This window comes from Parazoarcus communis, assembly GCF_003111665.1.
GTDB lineage: Bacteria > Pseudomonadota > Gammaproteobacteria > Burkholderiales > Rhodocyclaceae > Parazoarcus > Parazoarcus communis_B.
Map to the genome: position 1 here is coordinate 271,371 of NZ_CP022188.1, position 18,361 is coordinate 289,731.

The window sequence follows — 18,361 nt, forward strand, 5'->3', positions numbered from 1 at the left end:
TCAAGCAATCATTGTGCCAAACCTCACAATTCGATGCACTTGTCCGGTGCATGACAGCGGGACACCTGTCCTGCACGGAATCGGCGCTTTTCGGGCTGCGCCAGGGGCCCAGCGGAACCCGCCACAGACCTTGTCGTGTTTACGACAATCTCTGCGCAACTGACGTACTCGAAACATGCCGGCGCACCTCTTGAAACATCACACCTCCATGAAATCAGTCACTTGCCAACAATCCCACGGTGGCATGTCTCATGCAACACACAGCATGAAAACCGCAATGACGGAGATCGTCGGCAATGAGTGAATGGTTGATGCTGCTACTGGGCACGGCACTGGTAAACAACGTCGTGCTGGTCAAATTCCTTGGCCTGTGCCCCTTCATGGGGGTCTCGCGCAAGATCGACAGCGCGCTTGGCATGGGAATGGCCACAACCTTCGTGCTCACGCTCGCGAGTGCCGTGACCTGGGTGCTCGAACACGCCCTGCTCGCCCCCTTCGATCTGGCTTATCTGCGCATCCTGGGCTTCATCCTGGTCATCGCCGCAACCGTCCAGTTCGTCGAAATGGCGGTCAAGAAGAACGCGCCCGCCCTGTACAAGGTGCTCGGCATCTATCTTCCGCTCATCACGACCAACTGCGCGGTGCTCGGCGTGGCGCTGCTCAATGTCCAGGAGGGCGCAGGCTTCGTTCGCAGCGTCGTCTACGGGCTGGGCTCAGCCGCAGGCTTCACCATGGTTCTCGTACTGTTCGCCGGACTGCGCGAGCGCCTGGCGCTCGCACGCGTGCCGGCAGCCTTCGCCGGCGCGCCAATTGGTTTTGTGACTGCCGGACTGCTGTCGCTCGCGTTCATGGGCTTTTCCGGCCTCACCAACCACTGACCGACACTCTCAAAGGAGCCGACATGTTGATCGCCGTCGTTAGCCTCTCCGTGATGGGCGCTGTTTTCGGCCTCGGGCTGGGGCTTGCCGCACGCTTCTTCCATGTCGAACGGGACGGCGTCGAAGCCGAAATCGAAGCCATGATGCCCGGCACCAACTGCGGTCAGTGCGGCTTTCCCGGTTGCGCAGGCGCCGCCGAGGCGCTCATTGCAGGGAACGCACCTGCCACCTGCTGCCCGCCCGGTGGCCTGCAACTGGCCGAAGCGCTTGCCGCGCGGCTCGGACTCGCGCTCGACGCCGGCGCCGTCCAGATTCAGGTGCCGCGCATTGCGGAAGTGCGCGAGGAAATCTGCATCGGATGCACGAAATGTTTCAAGTCCTGCCCCACCGATGCGGTGCTGGGCGCTGTCAAGCAGATCCACTCGGTGATTCGCGAGGCCTGCACCGGCTGCGCGAAATGCGAAGAAGTCTGTCCCACCGGGGCCATCGACCTTGCTCCGGTGCCCGTCACACAGCAAACCTGGGTCTGGCCGAAACCGGTCAGCGCCTGAGAGTGATGCCATGAATACCCCTGCCTTATCCACCCCCTCCTTCCTGCGCCGCATGCTGCAGCGCTGGGGCGCCCACCCCGAAGGCCGCAAACATCCGGCCGCGGATACCGAGATCACGGTGCTGCCTCTGCCTCCGCGGCTGATCCTGCCGCTTGCACAGCATATCGGCGCGCCGGCACGCCCACTGGTGCAGGCGGGGCAGTATGTGCTGCGCGGCGAACTCATTGCCGAAGCGCAGGGAGCGATCTCCGCGCCGATACATGCGCCGACATCCGGCACCGTGATCGGCATCGCCGAGGTACCCGTGCCGCACGCCTCCGGCCTTGCCGGTCCGGCCATCCTGCTTGATACCGACGGTCTTGATGAAGCCCTGCCACCGGATCACACCGACCCGTTCAGCCTCGAACCCGCGGAGATTGCGCGCAGGGTTGCGGCTGCCGGCGTGGTCGGCATGGGCGGCGCAACCTTCCCGGCGGCCGTCAAGCTCGCCCTCGGCCAGAAGAACCCGATTCCCACGCTGATCCTGAACGGTGGCGAGTGTGAACCCTACTTGTCGTGCGACGATCGCCTGATGCGCGAGCGCGCCCCCGAGGTCATCGACGGCGCGCGCATCATCCTGCGGGCCATTGGCGGCGAACGCGCATTGATCGGAGTGGAGAATAACAAGCCTCAGGCGATCGCTGCCCTGCGTGCGGCGGCCGAGGGCGTCGCCGATGTGGAGGTCGTCGAGGTTCCGAGTCGCTATCCGATGGGCTCGGAAAAGCAGCTCATTTCCTGGCTGACCGGGCGTGAAGTGCCTGCGGAAGGCCGTTCGGCAGATATCGGCGTCATGGTGCAGAACGTCGGCACCGCCGCCGCCATTCACCGTGCGATCCGCTTCGGAGAGCCGCTCACCCGGCGCATCGTCACCGTCTCCGGCGGCGCCATCCGCACACCGCGCAACCTTGAGGTGCGCATCGGTACGCCGCTCTCCACCCTGGTGGCATTCTGCGGCGGAACGACGGAACCGGTCGCGCGCTGGGTCATGGGTGGGCCGATGATGGGATTGTCCATCCACTCGCTCGACATCCCGGTGATCAAGGGAAGCGGCGGACTGCTTGGACTGGTCGAACACGAACTCGCAGCCCTCCCGGAACCCGGCCCCTGCATTCGCTGTGCCTCCTGCGTGGGAGCCTGTCCGATCGGGCTGATGCCGCTGGAGATGGCCGCACTGATCAGGAGCGGCGACCTCAAGGCGTCGGTCGAGATCGGACTCAAGGATTGCATCAGCTGCGGTACATGCTCCTTTGTCTGCCCTTCCCAGATTCCGCTCGTCCAGTACTTCAACCATGCCAAGGGCGAACTCGCAGCCCAGGGCCGAAACCGCATGAAACAGGATGCCATCAAGGAGCTTGTCGAAGCGCGTGAAAGCCGCATGGAACGCGAAGCGCGCGAAAAGGCCGAGGCCGCGGAGCGACGCAAGGCCGAGCGCGCCCGCGCCAAGGCGGCTGCCGCCGAAGCCGCAGCGGCAAAGGCAAGCGCAGCCGCGAAAACAACCGAGGAGACCACGGCATGAACCCGATTTCCTCACCTCACGCGCACGGAGCCCGCTCCGTTGGCCGTGTCATGCTGCTGGTGATGCTGGCACTGACCCCGGCAACGGTGGCCGGCTTCTGGCACTTCGGCTGGCCGGCGATCACGCTATGGTGTGTCACCATTCTTTCCGCCCTGATCTCCGAGGCCTTCTGCGCGCGTCTGGCGGAGCGGCCCGCAGGCCCCTTGCTCGCCGACGGCTCGGCAATGCTCACCGGCTGGCTGCTCGCCCTGTCCCTCCCCCCCTGGGCACCGTGGTGGATCGCTGCGGCGGGCGCGAGCTTCGCCGTCATCGTGGCCAAGCACGCCTTCGGCGGCCTGGGACAAAACCTTTTCAACCCGGCAATGGCCGCGCGGGTGATGTTGCTGATCTCGTTTCCGGTCGAGATGACGCAATGGGTTGCCCCCCACGCAGCGGGCTTGAGCGCCGCGCTTGACCCGATGACCGCACTGAGCGTGACCTTCGGTGGCAACGTGCCGGACGCGATGACAAGCGCATCGCTGCTGGGCCACGTCAAGTCCGAGGCATCGCGCGGCATCGCCCTGTCGCAATCGCTGACCGGACACTGGGATCCATTCAGCTTCGGCCTTGGCCAACGCGCCGGCAGTCTGGGGGAAACCAGCGCGCTGCTGCTCGCCGCTGGCGGTGTTTTCCTGATGCTGAAACGGGTGATCGGCGTGCAGATTCCGGCCGCCTTCATTCTGGGTGTGGTGCTGCCCGCAGCCTTTGCGCACCTCCTCGCTCCGGATCAGTATCTGCCGCCCCTGGCTCATCTGCTGACCGGTGGCGTCATGCTCGGCGCCTTCTTCATTGCGACCGACTATGTAAGCTCGCCAAGTACCCCGCTCGGACAATGGATCTTCGGTCTGGGCTGCGGCTTGCTGACCTGGGTCATCCGCACATGGGGGGCTTATCCGGAAGGGGTGGCCTTCGCCGTACTGCTCATGAATTCGGCAGTGCCCCTGATCGATCGCGTCACGCGTCCCCGCATCTTTGGCCGCCGCCGCAACGGTCACTCGATGACTGCCCCGTGAATCAACTTCAAGCGCCGAATCCAGCCATGCGCAAATCGCCATTGTCCTCTCCGCCCATCGAGGCCCTGTGGTACCAGGGCGCCTCGCTTGGCCTCGTCGCCCTGACTGCAAGCGCTGCACTCGCGTTCGCGCATCAGGCCACCGGACCTGCCATCGCCGAAGCCGCGGCGCGCGACACCGCCGCCTCGCTGGCTCAGGTTTTACCGCAGGGGTTCGCCGACAACGACCTGCTCAAGGACACCATCAGCCTGCCGATGGCTGGCACCCCGCCGCTGACCGTCTATCAGGCGCGCCGGGCAGCCGAGGTCCGCGGCGTGGTCTTCGCCGTGACCGCCAAGGGCTATGCCGGGCCGATCCGCATCATGATGGGCGTCGACCGCAGCGGTCGCCTGCTCGGCGTGCGTGTCACCCGCCACACTGAGACGCCCGGACTCGGCGACAAGATCGAGTTCGCCAAGAATCCGTGGATCGACAGCTTCGCGGGCAAGTCGCTTGAGTCCCCGCCGCCAGCGCGCTGGGCGGTGAAGAAGGACGGTGGTGATTTCGACCAGTTCGCCGGCGCCACGATCACCCCGCGCGCAGTCGTCAACGCGGTCCGTGGCGGGCTCGAACTGTTTGCGCACAACCGCAGCGCCATGCTGGGCGAGGACGATCACCTGCTGACCCTGAAGAAGGAACCGACATCATGAGTCTGCAATTCAACGAAACAAGCTCGGAACCTGAAACGCCCCCCAGGCTGCCATTCGGCAACATCGTCCGCGACGGTGTGTGGCGGCAGAACGTCGTATTCACACAGATGCTCGCGCTCTGCCCCCTGATGGCAGTCACCAGCACGGCCACGAACGGCCTCGGCATGGGGCTCGCCTCCACCGCCGTACTGGTGCTGTCGAACGCCATCGTTGCAGCGATCCGCAACTTCGTCAGTCCCAGCGTACGTATCCCGACCTTCATCGTGCTGATCGCCACCCTGGTGACCCTTGTGGATATGAGCCTGAACGCATGGCTGCACGATCTGCACAAGGTGCTGGGGCTCTTCATTGCCCTGATCGTGGTCAATTGCGCGATCCTTGGCCGTGCCGAGGCCTTCGCCTCCCGCCAACCGGTGCTCTCCTCCATCGTCGACGGCATCGCCATGGGGCTGGGCTTCACGCTCGCACTGATCGTACTCGGCGCGACACGCGAAGTGCTCGGCAGCGGCACGCTGTTTGCCAGCGCCAGCCTGCTGCTGGGCGAGTCCTTCCGCTTCCTTGAGATCACGGTCATCCCGGACTACAAGGGCTTTCTGATGATGATCCTGCCGCCCGGCGGCTTCCTCGCACTCGGCTTCCTCATGGCATTACAGCGCCATGTCGAGACACGACGTGCACACCAAACCCCCGCACCCGAAGCCTTGCCGGCGGAAGGCGCCTCTCTCTGAGCGAGCATCCGGATGAGAATCGGCATAGCGTATTCCGATGGCGCCCAGCACTGCTGGCTGCGCATCGATGTGGCGGACGAGGCCACGGTAAAGGATGCGATCGAGCATTCGGGCGTGCTGGCCATGTATCCGCAGATCGACCTCACGCAACAGAAGGTCGGCATCTTCGGCAAGCTGGTCAAGCTCGACGCCCCTTTGCAGCCAGGCGACCGGGTCGAGATCTACCGTCCGATCACCTGCGATCCGACCCAGGTGCCGCGGCGGGGCGGCATGGAGGATGAGGACTGAGCATCAACGCACTGGCAGCAGCATCGCGCCTGGGAGATACTGTCGTCATTGAACGACCCCGGGGCGGCCATGCTCGTTGCCATTGTCGACGACACTCCTCTGAACCTCACTCTGATGGAGACGCTGGTTGGCCGCGTGGGCGGCTGCCAGGCGAAGTGCTTTGCCGAACCGCTCGCCGCGCTCGAGTGGTGTGAACGGAATGAACCCGACCTGATCATCGTCGACTACATGATGCCGGGCATCGACGGTATCGAATTCATCCGTCGTATCCGGGCACTGCGTGACCATGACGATCTGCCGATCCTGATGGTCACGGCCAACAATGAGCGCCGCACCCGCTACGACGCGCTCGAATTCGGCGCCAACGACTTCCTCAACAAGCCGATCGACCCACACGAGTTCGAACCCCGGGTGCGCAACATGCTCAAGTTGCGCGAGGCCCACCTGGCGACACGCGACCGCGCAGTGCGCCTTGCCGAAGCGGTGCGCCAGGCGACGGCGGAGATTCACGCGCGCGAACGCGAAACCATTACCCGCCTGGCCCGTGCGGCTGAATTCCGCGACCCTGAAACCGGCGCCCACATTCAACGCATGGCGCACTATTCTGCCCTTATCGCCCGACGCATGAACATGGGCGAGCAGTATGCCGATGAGATGCTGCAGGCCGCCCCCATGCACGATGTCGGAAAACTGGGGATACCGGATTACATCCTGCTGAAAGCGGGCCGTCTCAGCGTGGAAGAAATGACAGTGATGAAGCGCCACCCGGCCATCGGCTACGACATCCTCAAGGACTCGTCTTCATCTGTCGTGCAGATGGGGGCGGTCATTGCGCTCAGTCACCATGAGAAATTCGATGGCACTGGCTACCCTGGCAAGCTGCGGGCTTCGGCGATCCCGCTCGAAGGCCGCATCGTTGCCGTTGCCGACGTTTTCGACGCACTGACGTCGGAACGCCCCTACAAGCGCGCCTGGACGCTGGACAAGGCCATCGTCTTCCTGCGTGAAGGCCGTGGCAATCACTTCGACCCGTCCTGCGTCGACGCATTTCTGCGCGGCTGGAAGGATGTGCTCGAAATCCGGAAGCGCTTTCAGGACGAGTGGTAGGCGACTCGCCGAGGCAGGCGCCGCCCAACCGCCAGGCTCAGCCCGGCTTGCGCTCGATCAGTTCGACCTTGTAGCCATCCGGGTCTTCGACGAAGGCGATGACCGTACTGCCGTGTTTCATGGGCCCCGCTTCGCGCACCACCTTGCCGCCACGGGCACGGATATCGTCACAGGCCTTCCCGGCGTCCGGCACTTCCAGCGCAATGTGCCCGTAGGCCGTGCCAAGATCGTACTTGTCCACGTCCCAGTTGTGGGTGAGTTCAAGCACCGTGCCTTCGTCTTCGTCCTGATAGCCGACAAACGCCAGCGTGAACTTTCCGTCAGGGTAGTCATTGCGGCGCAACAGCCGCATGCCGAGCACTTCGGTATAAAAGGCAATCGATCGATCCAGATCGCCTACGCGCAACATGGTGTGGAGCATTCTCATGGTTCAGTCCTCTTGTATGACGGGGGTGAGATCCCGCGCATCGATCAATGGCAGCCGGCCACCCTGCACGCGCAGACGCCGACGCGCATCCTGCCAGCCCGGATAAAGCCGTTCCACCACCGACCAGAAACGCGGTGAATGATTCATTTCCAGCAGATGCGCAACTTCATGCGCAACGACGTAGTCGATCAGCGCGGGCTCAAGGTGGATCAGTCGCCAGTGCAGGCGAATACCGCTCCTTGAGCTGCAACTGCCCCAGCGCGTGCGCGCTGACGACAGTCTGACCTCGGGCAGCGGAAGCCCCAGGCGATGGCAATACTCTTCGACCCGACCGCGAAACCAGTCAATTGCACGTGTGCGCAGGGCGCGCACGAACTGCGCCGTCGTCGCGGAAGCGGGCAGCCAGATTTCGTCCGCACCATCAGCCGCAAGCCGCCACTGCACTCGCCGCCCCGACTGCAGGATGCACAGGCGTGCGGCCCTTCCCAGCAGGGGAAACTCGGCGCGATCGGCCATGACGAAACGCTGGACGTCGGCTTGCGCCTGCTGCGCACTGAGGCGCGCGAGCAGCCAGCGGCCATGCATGCGGACAAAATCTTCCGCTGCCGCCACCGAGGTACCGTGGGGCACCGCAACCCGGGCGCCGCGGTGGTCGACCTGCAGCGCAAAGGATCGCCGGCGTGAGTGTCGCATGACGAGAGCCACGGTGCGGCCCTCGACCTCCATCACATGCGCCGCTTCCACCGTCGCAGGCGCACGCGGGACACTCAGGCCTTGTCTGCCCACTCAAAGCCCCGTTCGAGCACTCCTGCCTTGAGTCTGGCCATGGCTTCATCAACGCGTGCGGCAGTGCCTTTCATTCCGAGCTCGAGCGAGCGCCGCTCGCCTTCTCCGGCAATCGTCGGCAGGCTGAACAGGGTCGTATCCGGGAAGCTTTCCGTCAGCTCGCGCATGAGCCCGATCAGTTGCCCCTCATATGCGTCCCACACGGTCACCGCACGCTCGACATAGTCCTCTGCATGATGCAGATCGGCATAGCAATGATCGAGCACCCACTCCACCATCGGCCAGGCCATGATCGGGAAGCCGGGCACGAAATGATGCCTGCTCACCGAGAAACCCGGAATGCGGTTGTAGGGATTGGGAATGATCTCGCTGCCAACCGGAATCACGCCCATCTGCAAGCGCTCGGGCGTCACCTCGCCGCCAAAGCGGGCCCGAATCTCGGCCTCGGCCTGAGGGTGAAGCGCGACGCTGGTACCAAGGGCAGCGGCAGCACACTCACGGGTATGGTCGTCCGGGGTCGCGCCAATGCCACCGAAGCTGAATACGACATCGCCGGTGGCAAAGGTCTGGCGCAGGGTATCCGCCAGTTGTGCGGGCTCGTCGCCGGCGTATCGGGCCCAAGAGAGCTTGAGCCCACGCGCGCCCAGCAGTTCGATGAGACGGGAAAGATGCTTGTCGCTGCGGCGACCGGAGAGGATCTCGTCGCCGATGATGAGCGCACCGAATTTCATTTGTTGATCCGGTTCGGTTGAGGGACGGGGGCAGGAGCAGGGTCGAGTATCGTCACACCGTTACGCAGGCGCTCACGGCGCAGGGACTCGAGCATGAAGTGCACGAAAGACAGGCCGGAAAACGCCGGCGCAATCAGGTTGACCAAGGGCACGTAGGCCAGCAGCGCGGTACCGCCCCCCAAAACCATCATCGGCATGCGCTGGTCCTTGCGCAGACGGACAAGCTCGTCGCGGTCGGCATGAAACATGAGCGCGTCGTACCCGAAGGCGCGCTGGTTGAGCCAGCCGGTAAGCAACACCGGCACGATCAGGCCGACACCTGGAATCAGCCAGAACGGCAGGGACAGCAAAATCGCGCCCAGAAACAGCAGGGTCGCAACCAGGGCATTCCATCCGCTCCCCACGTTGGAGCCGCCCCTGCGCTGTTCGAGATCGGCATAGTCGCGCTTGGCTACGCGCTCCAGCATGAGCGGCAAGGCCACCACTGCAACAAGCACCGCGGCAGTGACATAGATCAGCGGCACAAAGGCGAGCGCGACGGCGATCTTGACCAGCACGAGCAGGATGCCCGCCGCCAGTTCGGACGACGCCAGCCAGCCGCTCAACCAGTTCAGGCTCCCGATCCAGCTCATCACGCCGTCGATGATGAAGGCCCAGGAGAAAATCGCGACCACCGTCCACAGGACCGAAGCCAGCACGCCCGGCCAGATCAGGTGCCAGAAGATGCCGGTCCGCGTCAGGCTGCGCAGCGATCGTCCGAGCGCAAGAAAGATATCGCCCATGGTGAGCCTTCTAGCGGGGCATCCCCGGCATGCCGGGCAGCATGCCTTTCATGCCACGCATCATCTTTGTCATTCCGCCTTTGGAGAATTGCTTCATCACCTTTTGCGTCTGCTCGAACTGGTTCAGCAGGCGGTTGACCTCCTGCACGGTCACCCCGGCACCGGCAGCGATCCTGCGCTTGCGGCTGGCCTTGAGCAGTTCGGGCTTGGCGCGCTCCAGCGGCGTCATGGAATTGATGATGCCCTCGATGCGGCCAATGGCCTTTTCCTCGGTTCCGCCCTGCAGCTTGCCGGCAGCCTGGGCAAACTGTGCAGGCAGCTTGTCGAGCATCGACGACAGCCCGCCCATCTTGCGCATCTGCCCGATCTGCTCCTTGAAGTCGCTGAGATCGAAGCCCTTGCCGGTTTTCAGCTTCTGCGCGAAGGCACGGGCCTTGTCCTCGTCGACCCCCTTGCGCGCCTCTTCGACCAGACCAAGGATGTCGCCCATGCCCAGGATGCGGCTTGCCATACGATCGGGATGGAAGGGCTCGAGACCGGAAAGCTTCTCGCCCACACCGGCGAACTTGAGCGGCTTGCCGGTGACATGGCGCACCGACAGCGCCGCGCCGCCACGAGAATCACCGTCGAGCTTGGTCAGCACCACACCGGTCAGGGGCAAGGCCTCGTTGAAGGCACGCGCGGTATTGACCGCGTCCTGACCAAGCATCGCATCGACTACGAACAGGGTTTCGATCGGGTTTACCGCCGCGTGCAAGGCCTTGATCTCGGCCATCATGGCTTCGTCGATCGCAAGACGACCGGCGGTATCGACCAGCAGCACGTCGTTGTGATGCTTGCGCGCGTAATCCAGCGCAGCCAGCGCAATATCGACCGGTTTCTGCTCTGCAGCGGACGGGAAGAAATCCACCCCGGCCTGGGCCGCGACGGTTTTCAGCTGCTCAATTGCCGCCGGGCGATAGACGTCGGCCGACACCACCAGCACTTTCTTGCCGTGCGTCTCCTTGAGATGCTTGGCGAGCTTGCCGGTGGTGGTGGTTTTACCGGCGCCCTGCAGACCGGCCATCAGTACGACAGCCGGGGGCTGTGTGGCAAGATTTAGCCCCTGATGGGCGCCGCCCATCAGGATCTTGAGTTCGTCATGCACCACGCCAACGAGCGCCTGCCCCGGGGTCAGCGAGGCGATCACCTCCTGCCCGACGGCCTTTTCCTTGACGCGATTGACGAAATCCTTGACCACCGGCAGGGCGACGTCGGCTTCGAGCAGCGCCATGCGCACCTCGCGCATCGCTTCCTGAATGTTGTCCTCGGTCAGGCGGGCCTGACCACGCAAGGTCTTGACGACTTTGGACAGGCGCTGAGTAAGATTATCTAGCATGTTCTGGAGACCTTCGGCCGGGGTGACTTGGAGTAAACTGCGGGTCTGTATGCAGCCAATTCTACTTCATCTCCTCCCTGCGACGCTCTATGCCGGCCTCGGTGCCTGGTTCTGGCGTACCTGCGTGCTGGCGGCGCCCTCCGCCCAGAAACGACAATGCATGTCGGGACACGAGCGTCTCGTCCTCCTGCTGGCCCTTCTCGCCCACGGCGCGGCACTCCACGCGGCGCTGTTCCCGGGCACCGAGATGCGCTTCGGTTTCGGCGTCGCGCTGTCGCTGATGGTATGGCTCGCGATCTGCTTCTACTGGGTCGAAACCTTGTACACACGGCTCGACGGCCTCCATGCAGCGGTTCTTCCTGCCGGTGTGCTGGCCTGCCTGCTGCCCCTGGTCTTTCCGGGCGAGCATGTACTGACCAACGCCACCTCACCTGCGTTTCGTGCCCACTTCATCATTGCGATGCTCGCCTACAGCCTGTTCACGCTGGCGGCACTGCACGCGATGCTGATGGCCATCGCCGAACGGCAACTGCACAGCGCGCGCTTCTCGCGCATGCTCTCGGGGCTGCCGCCGCTATTGACCATGGAATCTCTCCTCTTCCGACTGATCGGCATTGCCTTCGTGCTGCTGACCCTGACGCTGCTCTCCGGCATCGTGTTCTCGGAGAGTCTGTTCGGAAAGGCATTCCGCCTCGACCACAAGACTGTTTTCGCCATTATTTCGTGGTTGCTGTTCGGCACCCTGCTGTTCGGCAGGCACGCCTGGGGCTGGCGCGGCAAACAGGCCCTCAGATGGACACTTGCCGGTTTCGTGGCGCTCATGCTCGCCTATGTCGGCAGCCGCTTCGTCATCGAAGTGGTGCTCCATCGCCCCGCCTGAGGCTGATTGAATGTCAACCGGCATGCATGCCGGTTGACACCGACTCCCCGGGCCTTCGATACTCAAGGCCCGCATTCTGTAGTCCACTCCGTGTTAGATATCGGTCTTACGGCGCAATTCGGCGCCCTGGTTTTCCTCCTTCTGGTTTCCGGTATGTTTTCCATGTCGGAAACCGTGATGATGGCGGCAAACCGATACCGGCTTCGCTCTCTGGCTTCACAGGAGCACCGCGGCGCCATCCTCGCCGTGAACCTCCTGAACCAGACAGACCGCCTTCTCGGCGTGATCCTGCTGTTCAACAACCTGGTAAACACCGCCGCGGCGACGCTGGTCAGCGTCATTACCATGGAGCTCTTCGGTGACGACCGCTGGGCACTGGGTGCCGCGACACTGTTCGTCACCTTCCTGATTCTGGTGTTTTCCGAGATCACGCCAAAAGTCATTGGTGCGCACCATGCCGACCGCCTCGCACTGATCGTCAGCTACCCGCTGAGTGGCCTGTTACGGGTGTTCTACTCGGTAATCTGGTTCATCAACCTGTTTTCGAGCGGACTGCTGCACCTGATGCGGCTGCAGCCACGACACGACAATGGCGCTGCAGCGCTGTCGATCGAGGAGTTGCGCTCGATGGTGCTCGAATCGGGCCAGTACATCCCCAAGACTCACCGCAGCATTCTGGTCAATCTGTTCGACCTGGAGAGCATTACCGTCGAAGACGTGATGACGCCCCGGGGTGCTATTGACGGCATCGACCTTTCGATGCCGATCGACGAATTGCGAGAACGCATCGCGACCAGCTATCACACCAGGCTCCCGGTCTATGATGGCGACAGCGAACAGGTGATCGGCGTTCTCCATCTGCGCCGCCTGCTGGGCGAAGTCCTGGCAACGGAGCTCACCGTGGAGTTGATCCGGGAGCTGATGACCAAGCCCTACTTCGTCCCTGCTGACACTCAACTCTACTCGCAGATTCAGTTTTTCCAGGAGAACCGGCAGCGGCTCGCCCTGGTGGTAGACGAATATGGCGAAATGCTGGGCCTCATTACGCTCGAAGACATCATCGAAGAGCTCATCGGCAAGTTCACGACCAGCACGCCCGAATCCGGCCGCCACCTGAAGTGGGGAGAGGATGGCAGCATCACGGTCGATGGCAGCACGAACCTCAGGGAAATCAACCGTGAGCTGGGCCTCGACCTGCCGATTGACGGTCCCAAAACCCTTAACGGCCTGCTCCTCGAATACCTTCAGGACATTCCCGAGACCGGGCTGTCCGTGCGCATTGCGGGTACGCCGATTGAAGTCATTCAGACTCAGGACCGGCGCGTTCGCACCGCCCGCCTGTTTCGCGCCGCCTAGGCCGGGCAGGAACGCCCGCCGACCACGGCGCGGCTCGGGGCTTTACAAGCCGGGACGGGGCGTGCAACATCGAATGTCACTTAATTACGATTACCGGCGCTGCAATCGCCGGTGCTTCGAGAGCGGGAAATGGCAGCAAACCCACAGACCGCATTGAGCGGACTTGCCCGGGCACTTATACAGAATGGTCGCCTCACCGAAGCCGACGCGCTGAGCTGTTCACCCACTGCCAACGGTTCGTCCAACGCATTCCTGCTTGAGGTTTGCCAGCGCGGGCTGATGAATCCGCGCGAAATCGCCAGATTCGCAGCCGATACGTTTGGTTACCCGCTGCTCGATATCAATTCGGTCGAGCGCGGCTCACTGCCGCGCGACGCCATCGACCGCAAGCTGATGAACCGACACCAGGTCGTCGCGCTCGGCAAGCGACAGAACCGGATTACGCTTGCGGTCGCCGACCCGTCCAACATGCGGGTGCTGGACGAGATTCGCTTTCAGACAGGGCTGCAACTTGACCTGATCATTGTCGAGGTCGACAAACTCGGCAAACTCGCCGAGGCCCTCAGCGAAACGGCGCAACAAACGCTGCAGGAGATGACCGGCGAAGACTTCGACATGGACCTCCTGCAACAGGACGGTCCTGCCGATCAACCCGCAGACGACAGCTCGGAAGTCGATGACGCCCCTGTCGTCAAGTTCATCCAGAAGATCCTGATCGACGCGATCAACGAGGGCGCTTCCGACGTTCATTTCGAACCCTACGAGAAGTACTACCGCATCCGCGTGCGTACCGACGGCGTGCTGCGCGAAATCGCGCAACCACCCCTGGTACTGAAGGAAAAGATCGCCGCGCGGATCAAGGTCATTTCGCGCCTCGACATTTCAGAGAAGCGCGTGCCGCAGGATGGGCGGATGAAGCTGGTCCTCTCCAAGAACAAGGCCATCGATTTCCGGGTGTCCTCGCTACCGACCCTGCATGGCGAGAAGATCGTGATGCGTATTCTCGACCCGAGCTCGGCAATGCTCGGCGTCGATGCGCTCGGTTATGAACCCGAACAGAAGAAGGCACTTCTCGATGCCGTCGAACGCCCCTACGGCATGATCCTGGTCACTGGACCAACCGGCTCGGGTAAGACGGTATCGCTCTACACCTGCCTCAACCTGCTCAACAAGGCGGGCGTCAACATTTCCACCGCCGAAGATCCAGCGGAAATCAACCTGCCGGGCATCAATCAGGTCAACGTGAACGAAAAGGCGGGCCTGACGTTTGCTGCCTCGCTACGTGCCTTTCTGCGCCAGGATCCGGATGTCATCATGGTTGGCGAAATTCGCGACCTCGAAACTGCCGAGATCTCGGTCAAGGCCGCGCAGACAGGCCACCTGGTCCTGTCCACGCTGCATACCAATGACGCACCCTCCACGCTGGAGCGCCTGAAGAACATGGGCGTGGCGCCATTCAACATTGCGTCGTCGGTGATCATGATCACCGCACAGCGTCTCGCGCGCAGGCTGTGCACATGCAAGAAGCCGATGGACATTCCCATCGAAGCCCTCCTCCAGGCAGGATTTCACGAAGAAGACCTGGACGGTAGCTGGCAACCCTACGGCCCGGTCGGCTGCGAGCGGTGCAAGGGCAGTGGCTACAAGGGACGTGTAGGCATCTATCAAGTCATGCCGGTTTCAGAGGAAATTGCGCATATCATCATGACCAACGGCAACTCGATGGATATTGCAGCCCAGGCAGAGCGCGAGGGCGTTAAGGATCTGCGCAAATCCGGTTTGCTCAAGGTTCGCCAAGGCGTGACCTCGCTAGAGGAAGTGCTGGCAAGCACAAACGAATAAAACAAATACACAGGGAAATCCACTCATGGCGACTGCATCCCGAACTGCCAAACGCCGCGTGAACGTCGGACCGAAGGAAGAGTTGTACAACTGGGAAGGCAAGGACAAGACCGGGAAAATCATCCGCGGCGAGATGCGCGCCACTGGCGACGCCATCGTTCAGGCAACCTTGCGCCGCCAGGGGGTGATGGTCACCAAGGTCAAGAAGCAGAAGATGTCCCGTGGTCACAAGATCACGGAAAAGGATATCGCCCTGTTTACTCGTCAGTTAGCCACGATGATGAAGTCGGGCGTGCCGCTGCTGCAGGCTTTCGAGATTGGCATCAAGGGTTCGGGAAATCCCAGTCTGGCGCGAATGCTGAACGAGGTCCGCACGGACGTCGAGACGGGCTCAAGCCTGTCACAAGCCTTCAGCAGACATCCGGTTCACTTTGACAAGCTCTTCTGTAACCTCGTTGCCGCAGGCGAACAGGCCGGGATTCTGGATAACCTGCTCGACCGAATTGCGACGTACAAGGAAAAAATTCTTGCCATCAAGAGCAAGATCAAGTCTGCGCTTTTCTACCCTCTAGCAGTCATCGTCGTTGCAGCACTCGTCGTCGCCGTGATCATGCTGTTCGTCGTACCGGAGTTCAAGAACGTATTTGCCAGCTTTGGGGCCGAGCTGCCCGGCCCGACCCTGATTGTCATCGCAATGTCCGACTTCTTTGTCGATTTCTGGTACTTGGTATTCGGCATCATTGCCGGCACGATCATGAGCATCGCCTTCCTTTACCGGCGCTCTTCTGCAATGCAGATCGCGGTAGACAGGATGGTGCTCAAACTTCCAGTTGTGGGCGACATCATATTGAAAGCCACGGTGGCACGCTGGTCGAGAACCCTGTCGACCATGTTCGCTGCCGGCGTCCCGCTGGTTGAAGCACTGGAGTCTGTGGGCGGCGCAGCGGGAAACTACGTGTACCTGACGGCCACTAAGGCGATCCAGAACGAAGTGAGCACAGGCACCAGTCTCACCGTGGCCATGCAGAACAGCAACGTATTTCCAACCATGGTGGTGCAGATGGTGTCGATCGGCGAGGAATCCGGCCAGCTCGACAGCATGCTGTCGAAGGTTGCAGACTTTTTCGAGCAGGAGGTGGACGACGCTGTTGCCGGCCTGTCTACGCTGCTGGAGCCGATCATTATGGTCTTCCTGGGCGTCGTGATCGGTGGCCTGGTGGTTGCCATGTACCTGCCGATCTTCAAACTCGGCGCCGTTGTCTGACCTTTCCAGGCCCGGCGACAGCCGGGTCCTGACCTTCTGCAAATTCAATCCATGTCAGAGTTCCTGAGCGACCCGCTCGCCTTCACCCCACTCGTCACGCTGCTCGGTCTCTTTGTCGGCAGTTTCCTCAATGTCGTGATCCATCGCCTGCCGCGGATGATGGAGCGCGACTGGCAGGTGCAGGCGGCGGAAATGCGCGGCGAACCTGCCCCCGAATCCGAGCGCTTCAACCTCGCTGCCCCTCGATCACGCTGCCCCCATTGCGGACACCTGATCTCGGCGCTTGAGAACATCCCGGTGGTCAGCTATCTGTTCCTGCGTGGCCGTTGCGGGCACTGCTCCGCGCCGATCAGTCGCCGCTATCCCATGGTAGAGGTGCTCACGGCCGTGCTCTCCGGCTACGCAGCCTGGCACTTCGGTTTCGGCCTGGCCGCAGCCGGCGCGTTGATCTTCCTCTGGGCCATGATTGCCCTTGCCTTCATCGACCTTGACACTCAGCTGCTCCCGGACGACATCACGCTTCCGCTGCTCTGGCTTGGCCTCGCGTTCAATCTCGCAGGCGTCTACACGGACCTGCCAAGCGCGGTGGTTGGTGCAATGGCAGGTTACCTGACGCTGTGGTCGATCTTCTGGATGTTCAAGCTTGCAACCGGCAAAGAGGGCATGGGCTACGGTGACTTCAAACTCCTTGGCGCCATTGGTGCATGGCTTGGCTGGCAAACGCTGCCGCTGACCATTCTTCTATCCTCGGTCGTCGGCGCCGTGATCGGCATCAGCCTGATCGCATTCGCCCGCCACGGCCGCAACGTCCCGATACCGTTCGGTCCCTACCTGGCGACGGCCGGCATCATCGCGCTGTTCTGGGGTGAAGCGATCACGCAGCGTTACATGGGCGTGCTCTGAACCTCGTGCCGGCAGGGCTGCCCAAATGCGGTCCCGGCCATGATTGACCGCCGTGGCCCCGAGCCGCTCACGCCCTGCCGAGCAGACGCTGTCAGTGGCCCTTGAATTCGGGCCTGCCAGCCCTCATATCCGTGGCAGCCAACAAAGCGTGGCACTTTGCTTTTTCCTTATGCTGCATTGCGTTAGACTTGCGCACTTGCCTTTCCGGAGCTTGTCATGCCCATCTACGAATACCGTTGTGAAAGCTGTGGATTCCAGAAGGAACATCTGCAGAAAATGAGTGATCCGGTGCTCGACACCTGTCCCAACTGCGGGAAAGGAAGCTACGTCAAGCAATTGTCTGCTGCCGGATTCCAGCTCAAAGGCAGTGGCTGGTATGCAACCGACTTCAAGGGCGGCGGCAAGACCTCGTCTGCTGCAGGCGCAGGCGCAACGGCGGCGTCGGACTCAGGCAGTGCGCCGGCATGTGCAGGCAGCTGCGCCTGCCACCCGTCCTGACCCCCCGCCCTTGCGAAATATCGCGTGAAAAAATACTTCATCACCGGCCTGTTGATCTGGATTCCACTGACCATCACCTTCATGGTGCTGGCCTGGATCATCAACACCCTGGATCAAATCCTGTTGTGGTTGCCGAGTGGCTCCCAACCGAGAGACGTACTTGGGTTCAACATCCCCGGTATTGGCGTGCTGGCCAGCCTGCTCATCGTGTTTTTCACGGGCCTGGTTGCCGCAAACGTGCTGGGACAGAAAGTCGTGCAGCTATGGGAAGGCATCCTTGCACGCATCCCGGTGGTGAAGTCGATCTACTACAGCGTGAAGCAGGTCTCAGACACGCTGTTCTCCAGCAGCGGTCAGGCCTTCCGCAAGGCGCTGCTGGTGCAGTACCCGCGACAGGGCTCGTGGACGATTGCATTCCTGACTGGCAAGCCGGGCGGCGATGCGGCCAAGCACCTCGAGGGCGACTTCGTCAGCGTCTACGTGCCGACTACGCCCAACCCGACGTCGGGCTTTTTCCTGATGATGCCCAAAGAGGACGTCATCGAACTCGAAATGAGCGTGGACGAGGCATTGAAATACATCATTTCAATGGGGGTGGTATCGCCTCCGACGCGCAAGCCGCCTCAACGCCCCGCGCTGCTCAACGAATGACCATTACCTGAATCC

General features: G+C 62.3%; 20 protein-coding genes. 15 read left to right on the forward strand and 5 right to left on the reverse strand.

Translation table 11 applies throughout. The features are described 5' to 3' along the window. Window positions 1–296 precede the first annotated feature (296 nt). The 8 genes from rsxA (at window position 297) to CEW87_RS01230 (ending at window position 6,848) form a co-directional block, all read left to right on the forward strand. A complete protein-coding gene (gene rsxA / locus CEW87_RS01195; protein ID WP_108949304.1) occupies window positions 297–878 on the forward strand; it encodes an electron transport complex subunit RsxA in 582 nt (193 codons plus the stop codon). Window positions 879–901: 23 nt separating this feature from the next. Further along, window positions 902–1,429: an RnfABCDGE type electron transport complex subunit B gene (locus CEW87_RS01200; RefSeq protein WP_108949305.1), complete on the forward strand. Its 528-nt coding sequence runs from the start codon at window positions 902–904 to the stop codon at window positions 1,427–1,429. A gap of 10 nt (window positions 1,430–1,439) precedes the next feature. Continuing rightward, entirely contained in the window at window positions 1,440–2,984 is a 1,545-nt protein-coding gene (rsxC, locus tag CEW87_RS01205) for an electron transport complex subunit RsxC (RefSeq protein WP_108949306.1), read from the forward strand. Further along, window positions 2,981–4,036, forward strand: a complete 1,056-nt coding sequence (locus CEW87_RS01210; protein WP_108971185.1) for an RnfABCDGE type electron transport complex subunit D — start codon at window positions 2,981–2,983, stop codon at window positions 4,034–4,036. Before rsxC ends, CEW87_RS01210 begins: the two co-directional genes overlap by 4 nt. A 26-nt stretch (window positions 4,037–4,062) precedes the next feature. Then, window positions 4,063–4,725 carry an electron transport complex subunit RsxG gene (rsxG, locus tag CEW87_RS01215; protein WP_108949308.1) on the forward strand — a complete coding sequence of 221 codons (663 nt, stop codon included), beginning with the start codon at window positions 4,063–4,065 and terminating at the stop codon, window positions 4,723–4,725. Beyond that, complete coding sequence (locus CEW87_RS01220; RefSeq protein WP_108971186.1) at window positions 4,722–5,453, forward strand: electron transport complex subunit E; 732 nt, start codon at window positions 4,722–4,724, stop codon at window positions 5,451–5,453. The genes rsxG and CEW87_RS01220 overlap by 4 nt, the downstream gene beginning before the upstream one ends. Before the next feature lie 12 nt (window positions 5,454–5,465). Continuing rightward, window positions 5,466–5,741, forward strand: a complete 276-nt coding sequence (locus tag CEW87_RS01225; protein WP_108949310.1) for an RnfH family protein — start codon at window positions 5,466–5,468, stop codon at window positions 5,739–5,741. A 69-nt stretch (window positions 5,742–5,810) separates the two neighbouring features. Further along, the gene (locus CEW87_RS01230) at window positions 5,811–6,848 is read left to right on the forward strand and encodes an HD domain-containing phosphohydrolase (RefSeq protein ID WP_108971187.1); all 1,038 of its coding nucleotides are present in this window, start codon (window positions 5,811–5,813) and stop codon (window positions 6,846–6,848) included. A 37-nt stretch (window positions 6,849–6,885) separates the two neighbouring features. Here the strand turns inward: CEW87_RS01230 and gloA are convergent, their stop codons facing one another. The 5 genes from gloA to ffh all read right to left on the reverse strand — a co-directional run bounded on the left by gloA (window position 6,886) and on the right by ffh (window position 10,952). Beyond that, window positions 6,886–7,275 carry a lactoylglutathione lyase gene (gene gloA / locus CEW87_RS01235; RefSeq protein ID WP_108949312.1) on the reverse strand — a complete coding sequence of 130 codons (390 nt, stop codon included), beginning with the start codon at window positions 7,273–7,275 and terminating at the stop codon, window positions 6,886–6,888. A gap of 3 nt (window positions 7,276–7,278) precedes the next feature. Further along, the gene (locus tag CEW87_RS01240) at window positions 7,279–7,968 is read right to left on the reverse strand and encodes a SprT family zinc-dependent metalloprotease (RefSeq protein ID WP_332871692.1); all 690 of its coding nucleotides are present in this window, start codon (window positions 7,966–7,968) and stop codon (window positions 7,279–7,281) included. 74 nt (window positions 7,969–8,042) lie between these two features. Beyond that, window positions 8,043–8,792: a competence/damage-inducible protein A gene (locus tag CEW87_RS01245; RefSeq protein WP_108971188.1), complete on the reverse strand. Its 750-nt coding sequence runs from the start codon at window positions 8,790–8,792 to the stop codon at window positions 8,043–8,045. Beyond that, the gene (locus CEW87_RS01250; RefSeq protein WP_108971189.1) at window positions 8,789–9,574 is read right to left on the reverse strand and encodes an EI24 domain-containing protein; all 786 of its coding nucleotides are present in this window, start codon (window positions 9,572–9,574) and stop codon (window positions 8,789–8,791) included. The genes CEW87_RS01245 and CEW87_RS01250 overlap by 4 nt, the downstream gene beginning before the upstream one ends. A gap of 10 nt (window positions 9,575–9,584) precedes the next feature. Then, window positions 9,585–10,952 (reverse strand): signal recognition particle protein, encoded by a 1,368-nt coding sequence (gene ffh, locus CEW87_RS01255; RefSeq protein ID WP_108971190.1) that lies wholly within the window; start codon window positions 10,950–10,952, stop codon window positions 9,585–9,587. A 49-nt stretch (window positions 10,953–11,001) separates the two neighbouring features. Between ffh and CEW87_RS01260 the strand changes: the two genes are divergently transcribed. From CEW87_RS01260 to CEW87_RS01290, 7 genes are all read left to right on the forward strand, one after another. After that, window positions 11,002–11,832: a cytochrome C assembly family protein gene (locus CEW87_RS01260; RefSeq protein ID WP_108971191.1), complete on the forward strand. Its 831-nt coding sequence runs from the start codon at window positions 11,002–11,004 to the stop codon at window positions 11,830–11,832. Window positions 11,833–11,985: 153 nt separating this feature from the next. Then, window positions 11,986–13,188, forward strand: coding sequence for an HlyC/CorC family transporter (locus CEW87_RS01265; RefSeq protein WP_234421635.1), 1,203 nt, complete (start codon window positions 11,986–11,988; stop codon window positions 13,186–13,188). Between the two features lie 129 nt (window positions 13,189–13,317). Beyond that, window positions 13,318–15,030 carry a type IV-A pilus assembly ATPase PilB gene (gene pilB / locus CEW87_RS01270; RefSeq protein WP_108971193.1) on the forward strand — a complete coding sequence of 571 codons (1,713 nt, stop codon included), beginning with the start codon at window positions 13,318–13,320 and terminating at the stop codon, window positions 15,028–15,030. A 25-nt stretch (window positions 15,031–15,055) separates the two neighbouring features. After that, window positions 15,056–16,294 (forward strand): type II secretion system F family protein, encoded by a 1,239-nt coding sequence (locus CEW87_RS01275; RefSeq protein ID WP_108971194.1) that lies wholly within the window; start codon window positions 15,056–15,058, stop codon window positions 16,292–16,294. Window positions 16,295–16,345: 51 nt separating this feature from the next. Beyond that, window positions 16,346–17,197, forward strand: a complete 852-nt coding sequence (locus CEW87_RS01280; RefSeq protein WP_108971195.1) for a prepilin peptidase — start codon at window positions 16,346–16,348, stop codon at window positions 17,195–17,197. 216 nt (window positions 17,198–17,413) lie between these two features. Next, window positions 17,414–17,695: an FmdB family zinc ribbon protein gene (locus CEW87_RS01285; protein WP_108971196.1), complete on the forward strand. Its 282-nt coding sequence runs from the start codon at window positions 17,414–17,416 to the stop codon at window positions 17,693–17,695. A gap of 24 nt (window positions 17,696–17,719) precedes the next feature. Next, on the forward strand, window positions 17,720–18,346 hold the full coding sequence (locus CEW87_RS01290; RefSeq protein WP_108971197.1) for a DUF502 domain-containing protein: 627 nt from the start codon (window positions 17,720–17,722) through the stop codon (window positions 18,344–18,346). Window positions 18,347–18,361 lie beyond the last annotated feature (15 nt).

Excerpts from the sequence above, each read along its gene's own strand:
- rsxA (WP_108949304.1), top strand. The coding sequence starts at position 297 with ATGAGTGAATGGTTGATGCTGCTACTGGGCACGGCACTGGTAAACAAC.
- CEW87_RS01200 (WP_108949305.1), top strand. The coding sequence starts at position 902 with ATGTTGATCGCCGTCGTTAGCCTCTCCGTGATGGGCGCTGTTTTCGGC.
- rsxC (WP_108949306.1), top strand. The coding sequence starts at position 1,440 with ATGAATACCCCTGCCTTATCCACCCCCTCCTTCCTGCGCCGCATGCTG.
- CEW87_RS01210 (WP_108971185.1), top strand. The coding sequence starts at position 2,981 with ATGAACCCGATTTCCTCACCTCACGCGCACGGAGCCCGCTCCGTTGGC.
- rsxG (WP_108949308.1), top strand. The coding sequence starts at position 4,063 with ATGCGCAAATCGCCATTGTCCTCTCCGCCCATCGAGGCCCTGTGGTAC.
- CEW87_RS01220 (WP_108971186.1), top strand. The coding sequence starts at position 4,722 with ATGAGTCTGCAATTCAACGAAACAAGCTCGGAACCTGAAACGCCCCCC.
- CEW87_RS01225 (WP_108949310.1), top strand. The coding sequence starts at position 5,466 with ATGAGAATCGGCATAGCGTATTCCGATGGCGCCCAGCACTGCTGGCTG.
- CEW87_RS01230 (WP_108971187.1), top strand. The coding sequence starts at position 5,811 with ATGCTCGTTGCCATTGTCGACGACACTCCTCTGAACCTCACTCTGATG.
- gloA (WP_108949312.1), bottom strand. The coding sequence starts at position 7,275 with ATGAGAATGCTCCACACCATGTTGCGCGTAGGCGATCTGGATCGATCG.
- CEW87_RS01240 (WP_332871692.1), bottom strand. The coding sequence starts at position 7,968 with ATGCGACACTCACGCCGGCGATCCTTTGCGCTGCAGGTCGACCACCGC.
- CEW87_RS01245 (WP_108971188.1), bottom strand. The coding sequence starts at position 8,792 with ATGAAATTCGGTGCGCTCATCATCGGCGACGAGATCCTCTCCGGTCGC.
- CEW87_RS01250 (WP_108971189.1), bottom strand. The coding sequence starts at position 9,574 with ATGGGCGATATCTTTCTTGCGCTCGGACGATCGCTGCGCAGCCTGACG.
- ffh (WP_108971190.1), bottom strand. The coding sequence starts at position 10,952 with ATGCTAGATAATCTTACTCAGCGCCTGTCCAAAGTCGTCAAGACCTTG.
- CEW87_RS01260 (WP_108971191.1), top strand. The coding sequence starts at position 11,002 with ATGCAGCCAATTCTACTTCATCTCCTCCCTGCGACGCTCTATGCCGGC.
- CEW87_RS01265 (WP_234421635.1), top strand. The coding sequence starts at position 11,986 with ATGTTTTCCATGTCGGAAACCGTGATGATGGCGGCAAACCGATACCGG.
- pilB (WP_108971193.1), top strand. The coding sequence starts at position 13,318 with ATGGCAGCAAACCCACAGACCGCATTGAGCGGACTTGCCCGGGCACTT.
- CEW87_RS01275 (WP_108971194.1), top strand. The coding sequence starts at position 15,056 with ATGGCGACTGCATCCCGAACTGCCAAACGCCGCGTGAACGTCGGACCG.
- CEW87_RS01280 (WP_108971195.1), top strand. The coding sequence starts at position 16,346 with ATGTCAGAGTTCCTGAGCGACCCGCTCGCCTTCACCCCACTCGTCACG.
- CEW87_RS01285 (WP_108971196.1), top strand. The coding sequence starts at position 17,414 with ATGCCCATCTACGAATACCGTTGTGAAAGCTGTGGATTCCAGAAGGAA.